Below are 22,021 nucleotides of genomic sequence, written 5' to 3'. Positions count from 1 at the left end.
CCGCCGCCCCCGCCCGCGCCAAAGGCCCACCCAGCATGCCCCGCATCCTGCCCATCCCGCCGATCCACCCCCGCGCCCTTTCCGACCCCGATCCCTGACCCCACACACGCCCCCCCAAACGCCCCCTCGCCGCCGCCCATCGACGCCAAAGGCCCACCCAGCATGCCCCGCATCCTGCCCATCCCGCCGATCCACCCCCGCGCCCTTTCCGGCCCCTATCCCGGCCCCCGCCCGAAGGCCCTCGCCCTCCCCATCGCCCTCACCCTCACCCTCGCCGTCCCGGCCCCCCTCGCCGCGCGGGACCTGCCGCCCGACTGGGCCGCGCTCACCGATGCGCATCTCGACATCGTTCCCCGCACCGATGCCGAACGCACCCGCATCGCCGCCGTCACCGCACCGCCCACCGATTTCTCCGCCCCCTGGCCCTATGAGGACAAACCCGGCGGGGCGCAGACGGTGCGCGCCCGCCCCACCGCCGATGCCTTCTCGCAGCCCGCCGCGAACCTGACCTTCGCGCAGGAGCTGGAGTTCAAGATGGGCAACGGCCTCTTCACCCGTGACTGGGTCTCTGCCCCCGCCTCCACCCTCGCCTCCGACGGGCTGGGTCCCCTCTACAACGCGCGCGGCTGTCAGGCCTGCCACATCAAGGATGGCCGCGGCCACCCCCCTGCTGGGCCGGATGACACCGCCCTCTCGATGTTCCTGCGCATCTCCATCCCGGCCCCCGCCCCCGATCCCGCCGATCTCGCCGCGATCCGCACCTACATCGCAGGCACCCATCCCACCGCGCCCGATCCGGTCTATGGCGGCCAGTTGCAGGATTTCGCCCTGCCGGGCCTGCCCGCCGAATACCGGCTGGACGTGTCTTACACCGAATTCGCCGTCCCCCTTTCGGGGGGCGAGGTGGCGATGCTCCGCCGCCCCACCTACACCGCCGCCGACCTCGGCTTCGGCCCCCTCGCGCCGGGCGCCATGCTCTCGCCCCGCGTCGCCCCCCAGATGATCGGCATGGGCCTGCTCGAGGCGATCCCGACCGCCGACATCCTGGCCCTGGCCGATCCCGACGATGCCGATGGCGACGGCATCTCCGGCTCCCCCCAGATCGTCTGGTCCCGCGCCCATGACCGCCCGATGCTCGGCCGCTTCGGGCTCAAGGCCGGCACGCCCTCCGTGCTGGAACAATCCGCCGATGCCTTCGCGGGCGATATCGGCATATCCAATCCCCTGCATCCCGATGGCTGGGGCGATTGCAGCCCCGCCCAGACCGCCTGCCGCACCGCCCGCCACGGCGGCGATCCCGAACAGGCCGGGTTCGAGATCGACCAAACCGCCCTGGACCTCGTCACCTTCTACAGCCGCACCCTCGCCGTGCCCGCCCGACGCGACATCGCCGATCCGCAGGTCCTGCGCGGGCGGGAGGTGTTCCACAGCACCGGCTGCGCCGCCTGCCACCGGGCGAATTTCGTCACCCACCGCCTGACCGGCGACAACCCGGCCAGCTTTCAGCTGATCTGGCCCTATACCGACCTGCTCCTGCACGACATGGGGCCGGACCTTGCCGACAACCGCCCCGAAGGCCGCGCCAACGGGCAGGAATGGCGCACCGCCCCGCTCTGGGGCATCGGGCTCACCCAGACAGTCTCGGGCGAGGCCACCTTCCTGCATGACGGCCGCGCCCGCACCCTGCTCGAGGCCGTCCTCTGGCACGGGGGCGAGGCGCAGGCCAGCCGCGACCGCGTGATCACCCTGCCCCCGGCCGACCGCGCCGCCCTCCTCCGCTTTCTGGAAAGCCTGTGACACATCCCCACCCCACCCCGCCCCGCCCCTCCCTGCTCCGCGCCGCGGCCGCCGCCGCTTCCGCAGCCGCCGCCACTGCCCTGGCCGCGCTCACGCTGGTGGCCGCCACCCTCACCCTGGCCCCGCCCGCGCGGGCCGATGTCGCCGCCGCGCTCGACAGCCATATCCTGCCCGGCTTCGCCCGCTTCGCCACCGCGGCCGAGGCGCTGGCCACCACCGCCGCCGCCGATTGCCGCCCCGCCGCCCTGACGCCGGCCTATCAGGCCGCCTTCGATGCGTGGATGGCCGTGGGCGACCTGCGCCTCGGCCCGTCTGAGACTGGGGCGCTCTCGGTCGCCTTCTGGCCCGATCCGCGCGGCGCCACCCCCAAGACACTCGCCACCCTGATCGCCGCAGAGGATCCTGCCGGGCGCGACCCCGCCGCCTATGCCGATGTCTCCATCGCCGCGCGCGGCCTCTTCGCGCTCGACATGCTGCTTTTCGATCCCGATTTCGCGACCTACGCCCCCGGCAGCTATCCCTGCGCCCTCGCCGCCACCATCGCCGCCGACCTTGCCACGCAGGCCCGCGCCCTGTCGGACGGCTGGTCCGGCCCCTTCGCCGCCACGCTGCGCAGCGCGGGCGAGGCGGGCAACGCCACCTATCTGACCAAGGCCGAGGCGCAGCGCGCCCTCTACACCCAGATCCTCACCTCCCTTGCCTTCACCGCCGACAAACGGCTGGGCCTGCCGCTTGGCACCTTCGATGCCCCCCGCCCCACCCGGGCCGAGGCGCGGCGCTCCGCCCGCCCCCTGCCCAACGTGGTGCAGGCCGCCGAAGCGGCCCATGCGCTCGCCACCGCGCTGGCAGGCGCGCCCCTGCCCACCGCAGATGCCGCCCTCGCGCGCCTGCGCGACAGCGCCGCCCGCATCCCCGATCCGGCCTTGCAGGACATCACCGATCCGCAGGCCCGCCTGCGCGTGGAGCTTCTGCAACAGGATCTGCGCACCCTATCCGCCGCCATCGAAACCGATGTCGGCAGCACCCTCGGCATCGCACCGGGCTTCAATGCCCAAGACGGAGATTGACGTCATGACCACCCGACGCAGGTTTCTCGCCGCCCTCGCGGCAACCGGGGCCGCCACCGGCGCCATGCCCGGCCTTGGCTGGGCCGCCGCGGGCAACCCCGCCTACCTCGCCGCCGCGCAGGACCCGGGCGGCAGCTTCGTCCTCGTGGGCCTCGATCCTGACGGGGCCGAGACCTTCCGCCTCGCCCTGCCCGCGCGCGGCCATGCCGGCGCAGGCCACCCCAGCCGGGCCGAAGCCGTGGCCTTCGCCCGCCGCCCCGGCCATTATGCCCTCGTCCTCGACTGCGCGACCGGCGCCCTGCGCCACCGCCTCAGCCCGCCCGACGGCCGCCAGTTCAACGGCCACGGCACCTTCACCCGCGACGGCACGCGGCTTTTCACCTCCGAACAGGACAGCGCCACCAGCGCCGGGATCATCGGGATCTGGGATGTGGCGGCAGGCTACCGCCGCATGGCCGAGGTCGCGTCAGGCGGCATCGGCCCGCATGACCTGCGCCTGATGCCAGATGGCGAAACCCTCGTCATCGCGAATGGCGGCATCGCCACCGATCCCACCGACCGCAGCAAGCTGAACCTCGCCACCATGCGGCCGAACCTGTCCTACCTCACCCTCTCCGGCGATCTGACCGAACAGGTAGAGCTTGACCCGACCCTCTGGCAGAACTCCATCCGCCACCTCGCGATCCGCGCCGATGGTCTGGTGGCCTTCGCCATGCAGTGGGAGGGCGAGGCCGACGCCGCCCCGCCGCTTCTGGGCCTGCACCGCCGGGGGGCGCCCCCCCTCCTCGCCGCCGCGCCGCTGGTCGATGAACTTGCCATGCAGGGCTATGCGGGCAGCGTGGCCTTCTGCGGCACGGGGGCCGAGGTCGCGATCACCTCGCCCCGCGGCGGACGCCTGCACCGCTTCGACGCCAGCGGCACCTTCCTCGGCGCCACCTCGCGCGCCGACGTCTGCGGCCTTGCCCCCCATGGCGCAGGCTACCTCGCCAGCGACGGCCTGGGCGGCCTGATCGCGCTCGGCCCCGAAGGCCCAGGCGCCCTCGCCCATCACGCGCTGGCCTTCGACAACCACATCGTCATGCTCTGATACAGGCTGGGGGGGTGCCAGGCGCCCCCCCCAGCCCCCCCAAACGCGCCCCGACCGCAGCCCGTGCAACCGGCATCAATCGCGATCACACAGGCCCCGTCACGAAACCTGCACGCCTCTGCACCAGAACGGCGCAGCGACGACCAATGGACAGCGCCAAGACCCGCACCCCGCGCACCACCACCCGCCCCGATATAGCCAGAGGCGCGGCCCCATCGCGCATCTGGGCTACGTCCGAGATGAACTGGTTCACCCGCCGCCAATGGCTGTCCGACCGCGCCCATGCCGATCTCGTCGCGCTGTGCCAATTCCTGCCCGGCCCCGCCGCCTCGCAGGTGGGCTTCGCGCTGGGAATGCGGCGCGCGGGCTGGCCCGGCGCGCTGGCGGCCTTCACCCTCCCCTCGGCGCTGATCCTGATGCTCTTTGCCCTCACCGTCACGGCGATCTCGGGGCCGGTGGGGACCGGCGCGCTGCAAGGGCGGAAGCTCGTCGCCGTCGCCATCGTCGCCGTGGGGGCCGCGCCGCACCCGCCCCCCTGACCACGCCCGTCAGCCGCCACGCCGCCCACATCGCCCTCACCGTCTTTGCGGGCCGCCTCGTCGTCCTGCCCCGCCTCGCCGGGCCGTCGCAGACCCTCGCCGGGATCGACAGCTTCTATCGCGCGGGCGCGCTCGTCTTCGGCGGCGCGGCCCTGTGGTGCTCCCCCTGCTGGAGGCCGGGGTCGTTCAACCCGGCTGGCTAACGCCCGATGCCTTTCTCGCAGGCTACGGCGCCGCGCAGGCCGTGCCCGGCCCGCTCTTCCCCTTCGCCGCCGATCTGCGCGCGGTCCTCGGCTCCGCGCCCAATCCCTGATGCAGGGCCCCAAGGCCGCCGTCATGGGCATCCTCGGCGCCGCGCTTCATGACCCGGTCTTCACCGGCGCCATCGCCGACAAGCGCGACCTCAGCCTCGCACCGGCCTGCTTCGCGCTGCGCGGGGCGTGGAAGATGCCGCACTGGATCATCGTCCGCCTCGCCGCCACCGGCGGCGCGGCGCGCGCCCTGCTGGGCAAGCCCCCACCCCAACTGATCCCGCCCTGGCAACACTGCGTTTCCCACCCGCCACGGGCGAAATGTCGGATTTGCCAAGCCCGCGACGCAAAAAGGCCACAACCATGAGTTGGATTAGGTCGGTGCGATATCCTTTTTGCGCGACCGTGTTATCACAAGTTAACTGTTTACATAACTTTCCGCGCCAGACGGCCAGCCAGGCCCGGCGCGGGCAACGGAACACCGCAGGGACCGAGGAACTGGAATGAAACCACCACGGCAGGGATCGCCCCGCTTGCGCGCCGCACCCGCCCTGGCCTGCCTGACGCCCCCTGCCGCGCGGCTGCTGCGCGTGGCCTGCGTGCTTGCGATCCTCTGCCCTGTCGTCCTGTTCCTTGCCGCGTTGACCGCGCCCCCGGCCCACGCGCAGGATCCCGATGCCCGCGACCGGCTGACCGTGGCCTTTCCCGAAACCGTCCCGCCCTATGCCGTCGTCGATGATCTGGGCGTCATCTCCGGCATCCGCGCCGACACCTGGATGGCCTGGTCCGCCGCCACCGGCACGCCCGTCATCCTGCGCTATGTGCCATGGTCGGACCTGCCCAATCTGCTGGCCGATGGCAGCGTGGATGTGGTCGACCTCGCGCCCATGACGCGCGAACGCCAAAGCTGGCTCGACTTCTCGCCCGCCTATCTCAACATCGCCTACGGCATCTTCCAGCACGGCAGCCTTGACGAGGCGATGCCGCGCCGCCTCGATCAGGTGGCAGGCCGCACCATCGGCGTCCGCGCCGACAGCCCCTGCGCCACGGCCCTGGCCAGCCACGGCGCCACCGTCCAGATCTACCCCTCGGGCAGCGCCATGACCGATGCCGCCCGCGATGGCAGCCAGACGATCTTCTGCATGCCGCTCGACCGGGGCCGCGACGTGCTGGCCCGCGCGGGGCTCGCAGACCGCTTCATCCAGGGCCCCGCGCTGCTCGATTTCCGCGGCCACTGGGCCGTCGCCCGCGGCAACACCCCCCTGTTCCAGCAGGTCGCCGACGGCTTCGCCGCCATCCCCGCCGACGAACGCGCCGCGATCGAGGCGCGCTGGTCCGGCCGCGCCGCCTTCACCTTCCTCGGCCTCGGGGCGCGCGAACTCTGGCTTGTCCTCGGCGCGCTCACCCTCGCCATCCTCGTCTCGCTCGGCACCGCTGCCATCCTGCGCCAGCGCCTCAGCCGCGCACAGGCCGCCAGCGCCGCAGCGCTGCGCCGCCGCATCCGCGAACAGGACAGCCTCCACCGCGTGGCGCTTGCCACCGAAGACATGTCCCGCCCGCTGCCCGCCATCTTTGCCGACGTGGCCGATGCGCTGGCCTCCGGCTATGGCGACACCCGGCAGATGCGCTTCCGCCTCACCCTCGATGGCACCACCCGCGACGACATCCCGCCCGGCCTCACCCCCGCCTTGCAACGCCCCATCCTCGTCGAAGGACGCACCGCAGGCGAAATCGCCGCCCTCAGCCTTGCCGGCCCCCTCACGGCCCCGGATGACCACCAACTCATCGAACTCACCGCCGCCCGCATCGCCGACCGGGCCGAGGCCGCCCGCGCCATCGCCCGCCTCGCCCATAGCGAAGACCGCTTCCGCCGCACCTTCCACAACTCCGCACAGGCAACCACCGTCATCCGCAACGGCCGCTTCGATGAGGTGAATGCCGCCGCCCTTTCCCTGCTGGGCTATCCCGAAGGCATGAGCTTCGTGGGCCTCACCCTGCGCGACATCTCTCCCAAACGTCAGCCAGATGGCGAACCTTCCGCCTCCAAGATCGACCGCATCAGCCGCCAGCTGCGCGAAAACGGCAGCGCCAAGTTCGACTGGGAATACCTGCGCCACGACGGCACCCCGATCCTTGTCGAGGTGATGCTGTCGGCCATCGGCACCGGCGGCGATGTCGAAATCTTCGCCCTCTGGAACGACATCACCGTGAAACGCCAGGCCGAGGCCGCGCTCGCCGCCCATCAGCGCACGCTTGAGGCACAGGTCGCCCGCCGCACCGACGAACTCTCCCGCCTGAACGAGGAACTGGGAACCCTGCTCGCCACCGCCGCCAGCGGCATAGCGCTGCTGCAGGGCAACGCGATCCGCACCTGCAACCCCTCGCTCTCCAAGCTGCTCCTGATCCCGCAGGATCAGCTGATCGGAACCTCCCCCGCCCTCCTCTTCGCCTCCGAGGCCGAGTGGCGCGATCTCTTCGACCGCGCCACCGCCGAAATGGCGCGCGGCGGCATCTTCAGCGCCAATACCGAAATCCGCCGCGGCGACGGCACCACCCTCTGGGTCACCATCCGCGCCAATGCCATCCACAGCGAACGGCCCGACCGCGGCGTCGTCCTCGTGATCGACGACATCACGCATGAATACATCATCACCCGCCAGCTTGCAGCCGCCCGCGACATGGCCGAACAGGCCGCGCGCCTGAAATCCGATTTCCTCGCCCATATCAGCCACGAACTGCGCACGCCCATCAACGCGGTCCTGGGCTTTGCCGAACTCTTGCTGGGCACGCCCATGGCCGATCACCAGCGCGACTATGTCCGCAAGGTGCAGGCCTCGGGGCGCCACCTCCTGATGATCATCAACGACGTCCTCGACCTGTCAAAGGTCGAGGCGGGCAAGCTCAACATCGAACAGACCGAATTCCGGCTTCCCGCCGTGCTGCGCGCCGCCGTCGATACCATCGCCGCCGCCGCCGCCGACAAGGGCATCGAACTGGTCGTCCTCACCGATCCCGCGCTGCCCGCCCGCTTCATCGGCGATCCGCTGCGCATCACGCAGATCCTGATGAACCTGCTCACAAATGCGCTGAAATTCACCGACCGGGGCGAAATCATCCTTGCCGTGGAACAAGCCGCCGACGGCGCGCTGCACTTCCGCATCACCGATACCGGCATCGGCATGACGCCCGATCAGATCGGCCGCCTCTTCCAGCGCTTCACCCAGGCCGAGGATTCGACCGCCCGCCTCTACGGCGGCACCGGCCTTGGCCTTGCCATCTGCCGCCAGCTGGCCGATCTCATGCAGGGCGAGGTGGGCGTGGAAAGCCAGCCCGGCAAGGGCAGCACCTTCTGGGTCACCCTGCCCCTGCCCAGCCTGCCCGATGCCCCCCATCCCCGCGCCACCACCGCCCCCCTGTCGGGCCGCCGCCTGCTGGTGATCGACGATCATCCCCGCGCGGCCGAGGCGATCACCCGCCACCTGCGCGCGGCCGGCGCCAGCGTCACCATCGCCTCCCACCTGCCCGAAGGCCGGATCGACAGCTTCGACACCATCCTGATCGACAGCGCCATGCCCCTGATGGACGGCTTCGCCACCGCCCGCGCGATCCGCGCGCGCCACGGCTCGGCCACGCCCGCGCTGGTGCTCCTCGCCCACAAGGGCGGGCAAGAGATGATGGACCGCGCCACAACCGAAGGCTTCCGCGATGTGGTCCTCAAACCCGCCGAACCCGATCACCTGATCGGCCGCCTCGTGGCGCTGGCCCAGCCCGTCACCGCCCCCGCCTCCAGCCAGACCGCCACCCTCGCCGCACCCGCCCAGCCCCATGCGGGCAAGCGCGTGCTGGTCGTGGATGACAACCTTCTGAACGCCGAACTCCTCGCCGCCCATCTCACCCATCACGGGATCGCGGTCACCCTCGCCCATAACGGGGCCGAGGCCGTGCAGGCCGTGCTAGATCAGGATTTCGATGCCATCTTCCTCGACAGCCAGATGCCCGTGATGGACGGGGTGGAGGCGACGCGCCGCATCCGCGCCCTGCCCACCGCCAAATCCGCCGTCCCGATCATCGGCCTCACCGGCAATGCCCGCGACATGGAACGCGACATCGCGCTCGAGGCCGGCATGTCGGATTACATGGTCAAACCGATCAGCGCCGCCACCCTGCGCGCGCTCCTCATGCGCCACCTCTCGGGCGAACGGCAAACCACGGCGACGGCGGCGAACTAGGTCGCATAGGGCCAGGGCGCCTGCGAAAACACGCCCCCATCCACCCACAGCGTCTGCCCCGTGACAAAGGCCGCCGCGGGCGAACAGAAGAACAGCACCGGCCCCGCGATATCGCCGGGCGTCCCCACCCGGCGCAGCGGCGTGATCGGGCTCCACGCGCCCGCATAATCCCCCGCCTCCGCCGCCGTCCGCTCCGTCGCGATCGCCCCGGGCGCCACGCAATTCACCCGGATGCCATGCGGCCCCAATTCGCAGGCCGCCGCCTTGGTGAACTGCTCGATCCCGCCTTTCGACGCCGTGTAATCCACCAGTTTCGGGAAGGCCACCTTGTTGCACCCCGATCCCAGATTGACCACCGACCCCGCCACGCCGCCCTCGATCATCAACCGCGCCGCGGCCTGCGTGTTCAGAAATGTGCCACGCAGATTGGTGTGCATCACCGCATCCCACTGATCGGCCCGCAACTCCATCAGCCCGGCCCAGGTCTGGATGCCCGCATTGTTCACCAGCACCGCAGGCGCGCCGCCCGCCCAATCGGCGGCGCGGGCGTGAAACGCCGCCACCGCCGCCTCGTCGCCTGCATCGGCCTCCACCGCAAGGCAGCGCCGCCCCAGCGCCGCCACCTCGCGCTCCAGCGCCGCCGCCGCCGCGCCGCTGCCCAGATGCGTCAGCGCCACATCATGCCCGGCACCTGCCAGCGCCACCACCAGATGCCGCCCGATGGCCGATGTCCCGGCCGTCACCACTGCAAGCGTCATATCCCCTCCCGACTCTGCGTCAGGCGAGGATATCCCAAACGAACCGCGCGCACACCGTCAGCAGGAACAGCCCGAACCCCGTCTCCAGCACCCGCTTGGGCAGGCTATGCGCCAGCCGCACCCCCAGCCGCGTCGTCAGCAGCGTCGTGGGAATCGTCAGCGCAAAGGTCAGCACGCTGACATAGCCCAGCGCATCCACCGGCAGCCCCGGCTTGCCCCAGCCCGCCGCGATATAGCCCAGCGTGCCGGGCAGCGCGATCAGCACCCCCACCGCCGCCGCCGTCGAAATCGCCCGGCGGATGTCATAGCCATGCAGTGTCAGAAGCAGGTTGGTGATCGCCCCGCCGCCGATCCCCATCAGCGCCGACAGCACCCCGATCACCCCGCCATAGACGCGCTGCAACCCCGGCCCCGGCAACCCGTCGGCCAGCCGCCAGCCCGCGCCCCCCAGCAAAAGCTTGGCCGCATTGATCACCGCCACCGCGATGAACACCAGCTGGAACACCACCGGATCGGCATGGCGCGCGATCACCGATCCCGCCACAACGCCCAGGATCACCGGGATCGCCCACAGCTTGATCAGCGCCATGTCCACCGTGCCGCGCAGATAATGCCCCCGCGCGGAATTCAGAGAGGTGGGAATGATCACCGCCAGCGACGTGCCCACCGCCATCGGCATCTGCACCGCCTCGGGGTAATCCAGCACGCGGTACAGCTCAAAGAACACCGGCACCGAAATCGCGCCGCCCCCGATCCCGAACAACCCCGCCAGAAAGCCGATCGCCGCCCCCGCCACGATCAGCGCCACGATCACCGGCACCAGCGTGGCCACCTCAATCTCGCCCATTCCGTCCGCCTTCCGTCTGTCCGCGCCGCCCGTCCGCAGCATCTGCCCGCACGGCCTCTTCGCGCGGGCCTGTTTCCCGCACGCGCCCCTCTTAGGCCCCGCCCCGCCCAAGGACAACCGCCCGACGCTTGCCGAAAACGCACAGCAGCCTACGCTAACCCGAACAACTGGCTTGAGGATTCCCATGACCGTGAACACCGCGCCCGTCTCTGCCGGTCAGGCGCTCGACATCCTCCGCGCCGCCCACGCGGCCCAGGCGGCGGGCCATCTCACCGCGTCATGGATGCTCCACGGCCGCCCCGGCATCGGCAAGACCGAGATCGTCACCCAACTGGCGGCAGAGACAGGCGCCCGGCTGTTCGACCTGCGCCTCACCACGATCGAGCCGCAGGATCTGCGCGGCCTACCCTTCTACGACCACGCCACCCAGCGCACCATCTGGTATCGCCCCGAAGACCTGCCCGATGATCCCGCCCGCCCTGCGATCCTCTTTCTCGACGAACTCACCGCCGCCGCCCCCACCCTGCAACCCACCGTCTACGGCCTGTTGCAGGAACGCCGCGTCGGCCGCCACCGCCTTCCCGATACCTGCCTCGTGATCGCCGCAGGCAACGGCATCGACGATGGCGCCATCGCCTATGACATGGGCACCGCGCTGTCAGACCGGCTGATCCACCTGCACATCCGGGCCGAAGCCACCGACTGGCTTACCCGCTATGCCGTGCCGCAGAACCTCCACCCCGCCGTCATCACCTTCATCCGCACCCGGCCTGACCTGCTCGAGACGACCGAAGACAGCCTCCGCCGTGGCCTCACCATCGCCTGCACCCCGCGCTCATGGGCGCGCGTCTCGCAGATCCTCCACGCCCTGCCCGACCGGCGCCTGCGCGATCCCGCCATCACCGGCACCATCGGCGATGCCGCCGCCGCCGAATTCCTGCTGCTGGTTGAGGAACTCGCCACCAACGTCCAGATCACCGATCTGCTCGCGGCGCCCAGATCCAGACGCCCCGACCTCTACCCCCCCACCATGACCGGCCTTACCGCCCTGACCTACGGCCTGATCGGCGCGGCCAACGCCACCACCATGCCGCAGGTGATCGAGGTGATGGCCGAACTGCGCCACCTGCCCCGCCTGCGGCCCGATGCCCCCTTTGCCCGCCTGCCGCTGGCCGAACTCACCACCCACGGGTTCGAACTCCTGATCCAGAAGGCGCTCAGCCAGAACCTGACCGATGCCTTCCGCACCTCCGCCGCCTATGCCGAATACCGCGCCGAACGGCAGGTCCAAGGTTTGGAATGATGGGTCTGGAATGATGGGGCCGGAATGATGGATCTCGAATGACCGCGCGCCACTCCACCCGCGCCACCACCGCGCTCCGCGCGCTCAACGAGCATGACCCCGCCCTCGCCGCCCTCGCGCTCTGGTGCACCCACCGCGACCGCGACCACGGTCCCGCGGCGGAGACCACAGGCCAGACCATCCATTACGGCCCGGAATTCGACACCCTCCCCCGCCACGAACAGATCGGCACCGCCGCGCACCACATCCTGCATGTGGCGCTCCGCCATTCGCCCCGCTTGGGCGACATGCAGGCCCGCATGGGCGACCGCTTCGACGCCCGCCTCTGGCAGATCGCCGCCGATGCCATCGTCAACGAAACCCTGCTTGCGGCAGGCTACGCCCTGCCCCGCCCCGCGCTCACGCTGACGGGCCTCCTCACCGCCGCCTTCGATGCCCAAACCTCGCCGCAACAGGCCCTGTCGGAATGGGACGTGGACCGCCTCTATCACCGCCTGCGCGACGGCGCAGGCAATGGCGGCGCCGCCGACCGCGCGGAGGCCTATGCCACGGCCCAGGGCCACGGCCCCGACCTCCACCCCGACACCGGCCCCACCGACCAGCCCGACACCCCCACCCCCGCCGATTGGCAGCGCCACCTCACCCGCGCGCTGGAGACAGGCCGCCTCGCCGGGCGCGGCCTCGGCGCGGCAGGCCTGCGGCTGGCCGACATCCCCACCCCGCAAACCCCGTGGGAGGTTATCCTCCGCCGCCTCCTCACTCGCGCCACGCTGGACAGGCCCCACCCCACCCACCGCCGCCCCGCACGCCGATGGATCGCCACCATGGCGCAGGCGCAAAGGGACAACCGCCCCGAACCCGCCTTCCAGCCCGCCACCGCCCGGCAAAGCCCCGCACCCCGCGTAGTGATCGCGCTCGACACCTCCAGCAGCCTCACCGACGATGCCCTCTCCCTCCTGATGGCCGAAGTCGCGGGGATCGCCCGCCGCACAAGGGCCGAGATCCACCTCCTCCCCTTCGACGACAGCCCCGCCCCACCCCTCCGCCTCGACCCGGCTTCTTGGCAGAGCCAACTCCGCACCCTCAACACCCCCCGCGGCGGCGGCACCGACTTCGCCCCCGCCGTCACGGCCGCCACAACCCTGAACCCGTCCATCCTGATCATCCTGACAGACCTCGAGGCCCCGCTTCCCCCGCCGCCGCGCTTTCCCGTGATCTGGGCCGTCCCCGACGCCCGCCATGCGCCGCCCCCGGCATGGGGCACCCTGCTCGACCTCTCGGCCTAGCCCAGCAGCGCCGCCAGCCGCGCATGGGCCGAAACACCCCGCACATCAAAGGCCACATCCCGCAAACAGTCGTTCGATGCCAGATTGATCCGCAGCAGGTCCCGCTCGGAGAAATCCGCATCAAACAGCCCCGCCACCAGCCCCCGCTCGGCCTCCGTCAGGCGCAGCACCTCGGGCCGCGCCTGCCCCGCCCCTGCCTCCGCCTGCACCGAAACCAGCGTCAGGGGCGCCATCCGCCACAGATCCGACTGCTCCACCACCAGATGCAGCCGCCCCTCCGCCAAGCCCCGCCCCGCCGCGATCTTGCCCAGCACCGCCACCGCCCGCACGCGCAGCAGGTCCAGCCCCCGCTCCACCTCCGCCGCCGGGGCCAGCCGCTTGGCCTGCTCCCGCGGCAGGCGCAACACCTTGGCCTCAAAGAAATAGATCACCACCAGCATCGGCAGCGGCGCCTGCGCGATCGCCCCCGCATAGCGCGGATACAGAACCGCCAGCACCAGGAACGGCACCAGCGCCAAGAGATAGCGCAGCACCTCCATCTCGAAGATCAGCCGCGCCCACAGGCCCACCCCCGCCCCCCGGCGCGGAAAGATCATGACCCGCCCGAAAATGCGCCGCGGCACCTGCCGCATCTCCAGCACATGCGGGTTCCAGATCGTCTCGGGCGTCAGAATGAACACGCGGCGCAGCCTCCCGCCCGCCACCTAGCGCGAAGACTGCCCCCAGCCACCCCTAGCGCCGCCCGTAATACAGCCCCACCACATGCTCGGCCTCGGCAAAGAACAGCCAGCGCTGCGCCAAGGCCCCGATCAGATACGTCGCCGCCGCCACGACCACCGCCACCCCGCCCGACAGCCAGGCCAGCGCCAGCGATGGCAGCAACACCGAAAACACCATGGCGATCATCCGCACCCGTTCGGCATGCCTGCGCCCCACCACATGGATCATCTCGCGCAGCAGGTAGTTCCCCCCCGTATGCGGCTGCTCGAACACCGATACCGCCCCCACCCGGCCAAGGCCTGTCGCGCTTTCCATCGTCGCGCCCGCCCGCGCAAAGGCCCGCGCCCCGAAATGCCAGTGCAGCGCCAGCGTCACCCCCAGCACGCACAGCATCGGCAGGGCCAGCACGCTGACGCCCGACAGCACCAATCCCCCCGCCACCGCATAGGCCAGAAAGACGGGCGGCACCGTCCAGTGATGCCAGCGCGGCACCGCCCGGATCTGGGCATAGATCATCGCCGTGCAGAACACCGTCACCCCGGCCATCACCGCCCCCGCCACGCCGAACCCCCGCCCCAGCCCAAGGCCAAGCCAATCCGACAGCGCCTGCGGCGCAAACAGCCCCAGCGTGATCACCGAAGCCCAGGCCTCCCGCGACAGCCAGCTCGTCCGCCACTGCGTGAACGCCAGCAGCGCCCGCTGCGGATTGCCCAAGTGAAAGGCCGATGCCACCAGCCCCGCCACCGCCAGCCCATAGCCCAAGCCCCACAGAAAGAACGCCACCGTCCCCGAAACGCCAGTCAGGCCGAGCAGCGCCAGAAACCCAAAGCCCATCCCCGACAGGACGGTGAAGACAATCACGGAAGGCGCAGGATTCATTCAGATCTTCCCCAGAACCCGGTCCAGCCACCCCGCCAGCCCCGTGGCCTTGATATCAAGGAGCGGCGCCAGCAGCGATGCCTCCTCCGGCCGGTCCTTCTTGCGCGGCGGCAGATAGCGGTTCACGGGCCGCGTTCCCATCTCGGGCATCAGCGCGAACCCCTCTCGCTCTGCCGTCAACCGGCTGACCTTGCTCTCGGGGTCGGCAAAATCCCCGAAATGCCGCGCCCCCGTGGGGCAGGTGCGCACGCAGGCGGGTTCGCGGTCCGCCTCCGGCAACGCCTCGTTATAGATGCGATCCACGCAGAGCGTGCATTTCTTCATCACCCCCGCCGCCTGATCCAGCTCCCGCGCGCCGTAAGGGCAGGCCCAGGCACAAAGGCCACAGCCGATGCAGGCCGCCTCGTTCACCAGAACGATCCCATCCTCGGCCCGCTTGTAGCTTGCCCCCGTCGGGCAGACGGTCACGCAAGGGGCATCCTCGCAATGCAGGCAGGACCGCGGAAAGTTGATGATTTGTGCCGCAGTGTCCGTGGGTTGCACCGCATAGCTGTGCACGCGGTTGAGGAAGGTTCCCGAAGGATCGGCGCCGTAAGGGTTCTGATCCGACAGGGGCGCGCCATAGCCCTGGTCATTCCACCCCTTGCAGGCCGTGACGCAGGCATGACAGCCGACACAAGTATCCAGGTCGATGACCAGACCCAGCTTCTTCTCCGTCCGCTCCGGCAACCCGGTCATCGCAGGCCCCTCCAAATCTTTTCGAAAAGATTTGCAAAATTCTTCGAAGAATTTTGTCTTTCCCCCCTCACACCCGCGCCCTCCCCTTCGGCACCACACGCGGCAGCACCTCAAAAGCGGGCTCCGCCCGCTCCTGCGGCCCGACCCGCTCCACCCGCACCCGCAGGTCGAACCACGCCGCCTGCCCGGTCACGGGATCTGAATTCGACACCCGTCCCTCGCCCGGCAGCAGCTCCGAAATCAGATGGTTCAGCAAAAACCCCTGATTGGCCTCCGGCGCGCCCGCATCCAGCGCCCAGGCCCCCCGCCGCTTGCCGATCGCGTTCCAGGTCCAGACCGTATCGGGGTTCAGCGCCGCCATATGCGCCACAGGCACCACGATCTCGCCCGTGGGGGATGTCACCCGCGCATAATCGCCTTCCGCAAACCCCTCCGCCTCCCAGATCTTCGTCGGCAGGTAGAGATAGTTCTTCCCGTGGATCTGCCGCAGCCAGGCATTCTGCGACCCCCAGCTGTGATACATCGCCATCGGCCGCTGCGTGATCGCATGCACCGGATAGCCCTCCGCCGCCGCCTCCCCAAAGGGCGGATACCAGACCGGCAGAGGGTCCATCGCGACCTTCAACCGCGCGCGCAGATGGTCGGGCGGTTGCAGGAAGCCATGCCCCTCGGCGGCCAGCTGGAACTTCCGCATCGGCTCGGACCAGATGGAAAACAGATAGGGTTGCGGCGTCTCGTAGAAGGACGTCGCCACCGCCCACTCCTGATAGGCCATGTTCCAGGGCTTCATATAGGCCGCGCCGTCCGGCACATGCGCCTGATAGAACCCGCCATTCTCGATATAGCGCGCAAGCTGGTCGGGGTTCGGATCACCCCGCCCCTCGGCCTGCCCATCCACGCCCCGGAACCCGATCAGCGGCCCCACACCGGGCCGCCGGATATGGTTCACCATGTAATCGGCGTAATCCTTGAACTTCGCCGTTCCATCCGGGTTCGTAATCCCCGGCAGGCCCAACCTGACCCCAAGATCCAGCAGCACCGACTGGAACCCCCGCACATCGCGATCCGCCTCCACCACCGGCCAGCGGATCGCATCGCCCGCCGCATCCGGCTCGGATATCGGGCGGTCCAGCAGGCTGATGCAATCATACCGCTCCAGATAGGTCGTATCCGGTAGGATCAGATCGGCATAGGCCACCATCTCGGACGCATAGGCATCAGAATAGATGATGCGTGGGATGACATACTCCCCGCTCGCATCCTTGTCCGTCAGCATCTCCATGACGCGGGCCGAATTCATCGACGAATTCCACGACATGTTCGCCATGTACAGAAACAGCGTATCCACCTTGTAGGGATCGCCCGCATGGGCATTGGGGATGACCATATGCATCAACCCATGCGCCGAGAACGGGTTCTCCCAGGTGAACCCCTTGTCGATCCGCCAGGGCGTCCCGTCCTCCTTGATCGCCAGGTTCTCCGGCCCCCGCACATAGCCGAGGTGAGGCCCGCTCAGGGGCTTGCCCGGCGCCGCCACGAAATGCGGCGTGGGATGCGCCTCCACGGGCTTTGGGTAAGGCGGCTTCAGCCGATAGCCCCCCGGCACCTCCACCGTTCCCAACAGGATCTGCAACAGATGCAGCGCGCGCGCGGTCTGGAACCCGTTTGAATGGGCCGAAATCCCCCGCATCGCATGGAAACTCACCGGCCGCCCGGTCATGCTCTCATGCCGGTCCCCCCGGAAATCCGTCCACGCCACGGGGAGTTCAAAGGCCTCGTCAAAGGCCACCCGCGCCAGTTCCGCCGCCAGCGCCCGGATGCGCCCCGCAGGCACGCCACAGCGATCCGCCACCGCCTCCGGCGCATAATCCGCGCTCAGATAGCGCTCGGCCATATGCTGGAACACCGTCCGATGCCCCTGCCACACCGCCCCCAGATCCGGCTGCACCCCCGCCCCGTCCCACGGCGCGGGCATCCCCGTCCGCTTGTCGATGACAAAGGGCTGGCTTTCCGCATTCTTGAGGATCAGCCCCTTCTCCGGCCCTTCCGCCGCATTCACCAGCAAGGGCGCATTGGTCCAGCGGGCGAGGTAATCCAGATCAATCTTCCCCGCCTCCAGCAGGCAATGGATCAAGGACAGGATCAACAACCCATCCGTCCCCGGCGTGATCCCCACCCATTCGTCGGCCACCGCATTATACCCGGTCCGCACCGGGTTCACGCCCACGACCTTCGCCCCCCGCGCCTTCAGCTTGCCGATCCCGATCTTGATCGGGTTGCTGTCATGATCCTCCGCCACGCCAAACAGCACGAAAAGCTTCGTATGCGCCCAATCCGGCTGCCCGAACTCCCAGAACGCCCCGCCAATCGTGTAAGTCCCCGCCGCCGCCATGTTGACGGAACAGAACCCCCCATGCGCGGCATAATTGGGCGTGCCGAATTGCTGCGCCCACCATCCCGTGAAGGACTGCGATTGATCCCGCCCCGTGAAGAAGGCCAGCTTCTCGGGCGCCTCCTCCCGCAGCGGCTTCAACCACGCCACCGCCGTCGCCAGCGCCTCGTCCCAGGAAATCTCCTCGAACGCCCCCGATCCCCGCGGCCCCACCCGCCGCAAGGGCGCGCGCAACCGGCTCGGCGCCGTCACCTGCATGATGCCGCTCGCCCCCTTGGCGCACAGCACCCCCTTGTTCACCGGATGGTCACGGTTGCCCTCGATATAGGTGACCTTCCCGCTCGTCAGATGCACATTGATCCCGCAGCGGCAGGCGCACATGTAGCAGGTGGTCTTGCGCACCTCATCCGACACCTTCGGCGATGTCTCGACCTTCGGCTGTCCCATCACGCCTTCCCCATCCGCTCGGACGCCATCACCTGCATGGCCTCCATCGCAATCTGCCGCTCTTCCTCTGCCGCGACTATCCAGACAGCGACATCCGCCCCTGCCGGATGCAGCACCCCCGCCCCGGCCATATTCGCCGCCTCGTCGAACCCTACCCCCAGAAAGCCAAGTCCCCGCAGGATTTCCGCACGCACCCTTGCGTCATTCTCACCGATCCCGCCGGTAAAGCAGACCGCATCCACCCCGCCCATCGCCGCCGCAAGCGATCCGCCATGCCGCACCGCCCAATAGCAGAAATGCGCCACCGCAAACCGCGCCGCCTCTGTCCCCGCCCGCTGCAGCGCGCGCATGTCCGACGCCCCGCCCAGCCCCAAAAGCCCGCTCTCGCGGTTCAGGATGCGCGCCGCGCCGTCGATGCCATGCACCTCGGCCAGTCTCAGAACAGCATTGCCATCAATCGCCCCCGCTCGCGTCCCCATGGTCAGCCCATCCAGCGGCGAATAGCCCATCGTCGTCGCCACCGACCGCCCCTGAACGATCCCACAGGCCGATGCACCGTTTCCCAAATGGAACACAAGCATCCGCTCAGGCACCGATCCAGATGCCATTTCTTGCACTTTTCGAACAACTGACGCGTAACTGATCCCGTGAAACCCATACCGCCGCAGGCCCAGCGCCTCAGCCTCCGCCGGGATCGCATAGCGCGCCGCCACCTCCGGCACGCTGCCATGAAAGGCCGTGTCGAAACTCGCATATTGCGGCAGGTCCGGCACCAGCGCGGCCACCGCCCGGATCCCCGTCAGGTTGGCCGGATTGTGCAGGGGCGCCAGCGGCACGCAGGCCTCCACCGCCGCGACAACGCCCTCCGTCACCCGGCAGGGCGCCACCAGCCCCGCCCCCCCATGCACCACCCGATGCGCCGCCGCCCGCAGCGATGCCACGGCAATCCCCGCCTCCTCCATCCCCTCAAAGCACAGCGCCAGCGCGGCGGCATGGTCAGGCACCACCCGCGCCCCCTGCAACGGCCCGATCTCCACCCGCGCTGCCCCGCCGATCTCGGTCACCCGGCCCGCCAGCACCTCGCGCAAACCCTCGTCAAACACCGCCACCTTCAGCGACGAAGACCCCGCATTGACGACCAGCACCGCCATCACATCACCGCCTTCACCAACCCCATCCCCGCCAGCCCCGCCAACAGAAGGATGGCAAAGCGGCGGAAATCCTGCGGATCGGTGTTCAGGAAATGCCGACTTCCCAGCCAATTGCCCAGGAACGTCAAAGGCAGCGCAATCAGCGACGCCCAAAGCGTGTCCCACGTCACCAGCCCCGCCCACCAGTACAGCGGCGCCGAATACAGGTCCAACAGGGGAAAATAGGCAATCAGCGTCGCCCGGAACACCGCCGCCCGCATCGGCTGCGCGGCAAAGAAGGCCGCCACCGGCAGCCCCCCCATCCCCGGCGCATTTGCAAGGCCGCTCACCAGCCCTGCCGCCAGCGTGGCCCCGCCACCCGCCTCGCGCGCCATCCGCCAGCCTGCCCACAGCACCAGACACATGCCCAACACATAGGCCGATATCACCGCCCGCGCCGCATCCTCCGATATCCCGGTCAGCGCCCACAGGCCCAGCGGCAAGCCCACCGCCGCCCCCGCCAGCAACAGCCCCACCCGCCGCCAATCCACATCCGCCGACACACCCCGCGCCGCCTGCACGCTCATCGCGGTCTCAAGGATCACCACCACCGCCACCATATGAAGCGGGTTCATCACCAGCGACGACGCGGCAATCACCATGGCCGAATAGCCAAAGCCCGAATAGCCCCGGATGAAGGCGGCAACCAGCACCGCCACCCCCATCCAGACTGTCCCCACAAGGGACAGATCAAAGGGCATCAAACGGCCTGCGGGCGCATATCCGCGCGTGTGATCCCCGCCACCGCGACCGGCTTCTTCATCGCATCGCGCCGGAACGGCTCGCCCAGTTCCTGATTGATCAGCGCCTCGATCAGCGTGGTCTTGCCGTGGGTCATCTGATCCTCAACCGCCTTGGCCAGCGCGTCCCGCAACTCCTCCATTGTCCGGGCCTGCACGCCCTGCAACCCGCAGGCCCGCGCGATCCCGGCATAGCTCACCTGCATATCCAGCTCGGTGCCCACGAAATTGTCGTCATACCATAGGGTCGAATTCCGCTTCTCCGCGCCCCATTGGTAATTGCGGAACACCACCATCGTCACCGCAGGCCATTCCGGCCGCCCGATGGCCGTCAGTTCCGTCACCGCGATGCCAAACGCCCCGTCGCCTGCGAACCCCACCACCGGCACATCCGGGCAGGCGATCTTCGCGCCGACAATCGACGGCAGGCCATAGCCGCAAGGCCCGAAAAGGCCGGGCGCCAGATATTTCCGCCCTGCCTCAAAGGTCGGATAGGCATTGCCGATCGCGCAGTTGTTCCCGATATCGGACGAAATGATCGCCTCCTTCGGCAGCGCCGACTGGATCGCGCGCCAGGCCATGCGCGGGCTCATCCAGTCGGGCTTGGCCGCCCGTGCCCGCTCATTCCAGGTCGTGCCTGGATCGTCCTCCTCATGGTCCATGCTGGCCAATTGCTGCGCCCAGCGGCTCTTGGTCGTGGCGATCAGGTCCAGCCGCGCCTGCCGCCCCGCCTCCCCGGCCCTCGCCGACAGCCGCGCCAAAATCCCCTCCGCCACCTTCTTGGCATCCCCCACGATGCCCACCGTGACCCGCTTCGTCAGCCCGATCCGCGCGGGGTTGATATCCACCTGGATGATCTTGGCCTCCTTGGGCCAATAGTCCAGCCCATAGCCCGGAAGGGTGGAGAACGGGTTCAGCCGCGTCCCCAGCGCCAGCACCACATCAGCCTTGGAGATCAGCTCCATCCCGGCCTTGCTGCCATTATACCCCAAAGGCCCCGCAAACAGCGGATGGCTCCCCGGAAAGGCATCATTGTGCTGATACCCCACGCAGACCGGGGCCGACAACCGCTCCGCCAGCGCCATCGACGCCGGGATCGCCCCCCCGATCACCACCCCCGCCCCGTTCAGGATCACCGGGAACTTCGCGGATGACAGCAGCGCCGCCGCCTCCGCCATCGCCGCCTCGCCGCCCGCGGGCCGCTCGAACTCCACCACCGCGGGCAGATCCACATCAATCACCTGCGTGAAATAATCCCGCGGCATGTTGATCTGCGCCGGCGCCGAATGGCGACGCGCGTTCAGGATGACCCGGTTCAACACCTCCGCCACCCGCGACGGATCGCGCACCTCTTCCTGATAGCAGACCATGTCCTTGAACAGCGCCATCTGCTCCACTTCCTGGAACCCGCCCATCCCGATGGTCTTGTTCGCCGCCTGCGGCGTCACCAGCAGCAGCGGCGTATGGTTCCAATAGGCCGTCTTCACCGCCGTCACGAAATTCGTGATGCCCGGCCCGTTCTGCGCGATCATCATGCACATCCGGCCACTGGCGCGGGTGAACCCGTCGGCCATCATGCCCCCCGATCCTTCATGCGCGCAGTCCCAGAAGGTGATCCCCGCCCGCGGGAACAGATCCGAGATCGGCATGAAGGCCGACCCGATGATCCCGAAGGCATTGTCGATGCCATGCATCTGCAGCACCTTCACAAAGGCCTCTTCCGTCGTCATCCGCATGGGGTCTCTCCCGTC

The 22,021-nt window shown here is 69.3% G+C and carries 15 protein-coding genes and 1 pseudogene; 7 read left to right on the top strand and 9 right to left on the bottom strand.

Annotation, left to right across the window (positions count from 1 at the left end):
- Positions 1–162: 162 nt before the first annotated feature.
- The 5 genes and pseudogenes from GU920_RS12215 (at position 163) to GU920_RS12195 (ending at position 8,970) form a co-directional block, all read left to right on the top strand.
- On the top strand, positions 163–1,797 hold the full coding sequence (locus tag GU920_RS12215) for a di-heme oxidoreductase family protein (protein WP_161767297.1): 1,635 nt from the start codon (positions 163–165) through the stop codon (positions 1,795–1,797).
- Positions 1,794–2,864 (top strand): imelysin family protein, encoded by a 1,071-nt coding sequence (locus GU920_RS12210; protein ID WP_328799261.1) that lies wholly within the window; start codon positions 1,794–1,796, stop codon positions 2,862–2,864. The genes GU920_RS12215 and GU920_RS12210 overlap by 4 nt, the downstream gene beginning before the upstream one ends.
- A gap of 4 nt (positions 2,865–2,868) precedes the next feature.
- Positions 2,869–3,951, top strand: a complete 1,083-nt coding sequence (locus tag GU920_RS12205; RefSeq protein WP_161767295.1) for a DUF1513 domain-containing protein — start codon at positions 2,869–2,871, stop codon at positions 3,949–3,951.
- Between the two features lie 208 nt (positions 3,952–4,159).
- A pseudogene (locus GU920_RS19545) lies at positions 4,160–4,958 on the top strand (chromate transporter); the annotation flags it as partial.
- Between the two features lie 286 nt (positions 4,959–5,244).
- The gene (locus GU920_RS12195) at positions 5,245–8,970 is read left to right on the top strand and encodes a response regulator (protein ID WP_161767293.1); all 3,726 of its coding nucleotides are present in this window, start codon (positions 5,245–5,247) and stop codon (positions 8,968–8,970) included.
- Here GU920_RS12195 and GU920_RS12190 read toward each other — a convergent pair.
- Together GU920_RS12190 and GU920_RS12185 are read right to left on the bottom strand one after the other, a co-directional pair.
- Entirely contained in the window at positions 8,967–9,728 is a 762-nt protein-coding gene (locus GU920_RS12190) for an SDR family NAD(P)-dependent oxidoreductase (protein ID WP_161767291.1), read from the bottom strand. The two genes, GU920_RS12195 and GU920_RS12190, sit on opposite strands and share 4 nt — an antisense overlap.
- A gap of 19 nt (positions 9,729–9,747) precedes the next feature.
- Positions 9,748–10,575: a sulfite exporter TauE/SafE family protein gene (locus GU920_RS12185; protein ID WP_161767289.1), complete on the bottom strand. Its 828-nt coding sequence runs from the start codon at positions 10,573–10,575 to the stop codon at positions 9,748–9,750.
- A gap of 184 nt (positions 10,576–10,759) precedes the next feature.
- On the opposite strand from GU920_RS12185, the gene GU920_RS12180 reads away from it, so the two are divergent.
- Both GU920_RS12180 and GU920_RS12175 read left to right on the top strand, forming a co-directional pair.
- On the top strand, positions 10,760–11,878 hold the full coding sequence (locus GU920_RS12180) for an AAA family ATPase (RefSeq protein ID WP_161767288.1): 1,119 nt from the start codon (positions 10,760–10,762) through the stop codon (positions 11,876–11,878).
- A gap of 38 nt (positions 11,879–11,916) precedes the next feature.
- Positions 11,917–13,164, top strand: coding sequence for a vWA domain-containing protein (locus tag GU920_RS12175; RefSeq protein ID WP_161767286.1), 1,248 nt, complete (start codon positions 11,917–11,919; stop codon positions 13,162–13,164).
- Here the strand turns inward: GU920_RS12175 and GU920_RS12170 are convergent.
- The 7 genes from GU920_RS12170 to xsc all read right to left on the bottom strand — a co-directional run bounded on the left by GU920_RS12170 (position 13,161) and on the right by xsc (position 22,006).
- Entirely contained in the window at positions 13,161–13,844 is a 684-nt protein-coding gene (locus tag GU920_RS12170) for a hypothetical protein (protein ID WP_161767284.1), read from the bottom strand. The genes GU920_RS12175 and GU920_RS12170 overlap by 4 nt on opposite strands.
- A 52-nt stretch (positions 13,845–13,896) precedes the next feature.
- Positions 13,897–14,745: a dimethyl sulfoxide reductase anchor subunit family protein gene (locus tag GU920_RS12165; RefSeq protein ID WP_328799260.1), complete on the bottom strand. Its 849-nt coding sequence runs from the start codon at positions 14,743–14,745 to the stop codon at positions 13,897–13,899.
- Positions 14,746–14,763: 18 nt separating this feature from the next.
- Entirely contained in the window at positions 14,764–15,501 is a 738-nt protein-coding gene (locus GU920_RS12160; protein WP_161767282.1) for a 4Fe-4S dicluster domain-containing protein, read from the bottom strand.
- 67 nt (positions 15,502–15,568) lie between these two features.
- A complete protein-coding gene (locus GU920_RS12155) occupies positions 15,569–18,340 on the bottom strand; it encodes a molybdopterin oxidoreductase family protein (protein ID WP_161767280.1) in 2,772 nt (923 codons plus the stop codon).
- Entirely contained in the window at positions 18,340–19,491 is a 1,152-nt protein-coding gene (locus tag GU920_RS12150; RefSeq protein WP_161767279.1) for an acetate/propionate family kinase, read from the bottom strand. Before GU920_RS12150 ends, GU920_RS12155 begins: the two co-directional genes overlap by 1 nt.
- The gene (locus GU920_RS12145) at positions 19,491–20,231 is read right to left on the bottom strand and encodes a sulfite exporter TauE/SafE family protein (protein ID WP_161767277.1); all 741 of its coding nucleotides are present in this window, start codon (positions 20,229–20,231) and stop codon (positions 19,491–19,493) included. The genes GU920_RS12150 and GU920_RS12145 overlap by 1 nt, the downstream gene beginning before the upstream one ends.
- Entirely contained in the window at positions 20,231–22,006 is a 1,776-nt protein-coding gene (gene xsc / locus GU920_RS12140; protein ID WP_161767275.1) for a sulfoacetaldehyde acetyltransferase, read from the bottom strand. Before xsc ends, GU920_RS12145 begins: the two co-directional genes overlap by 1 nt.
- Positions 22,007–22,021 lie beyond the last annotated feature (15 nt).

Source organism: Paragemmobacter ruber (genome assembly GCF_009908315.1).
GTDB lineage: Bacteria > Pseudomonadota > Alphaproteobacteria > Rhodobacterales > Rhodobacteraceae > Paragemmobacter > Paragemmobacter ruber.
The sequence above is the reverse complement of the archived record's forward strand: the minus strand, read 5'-3'. Positions and strand labels throughout refer to the sequence as shown.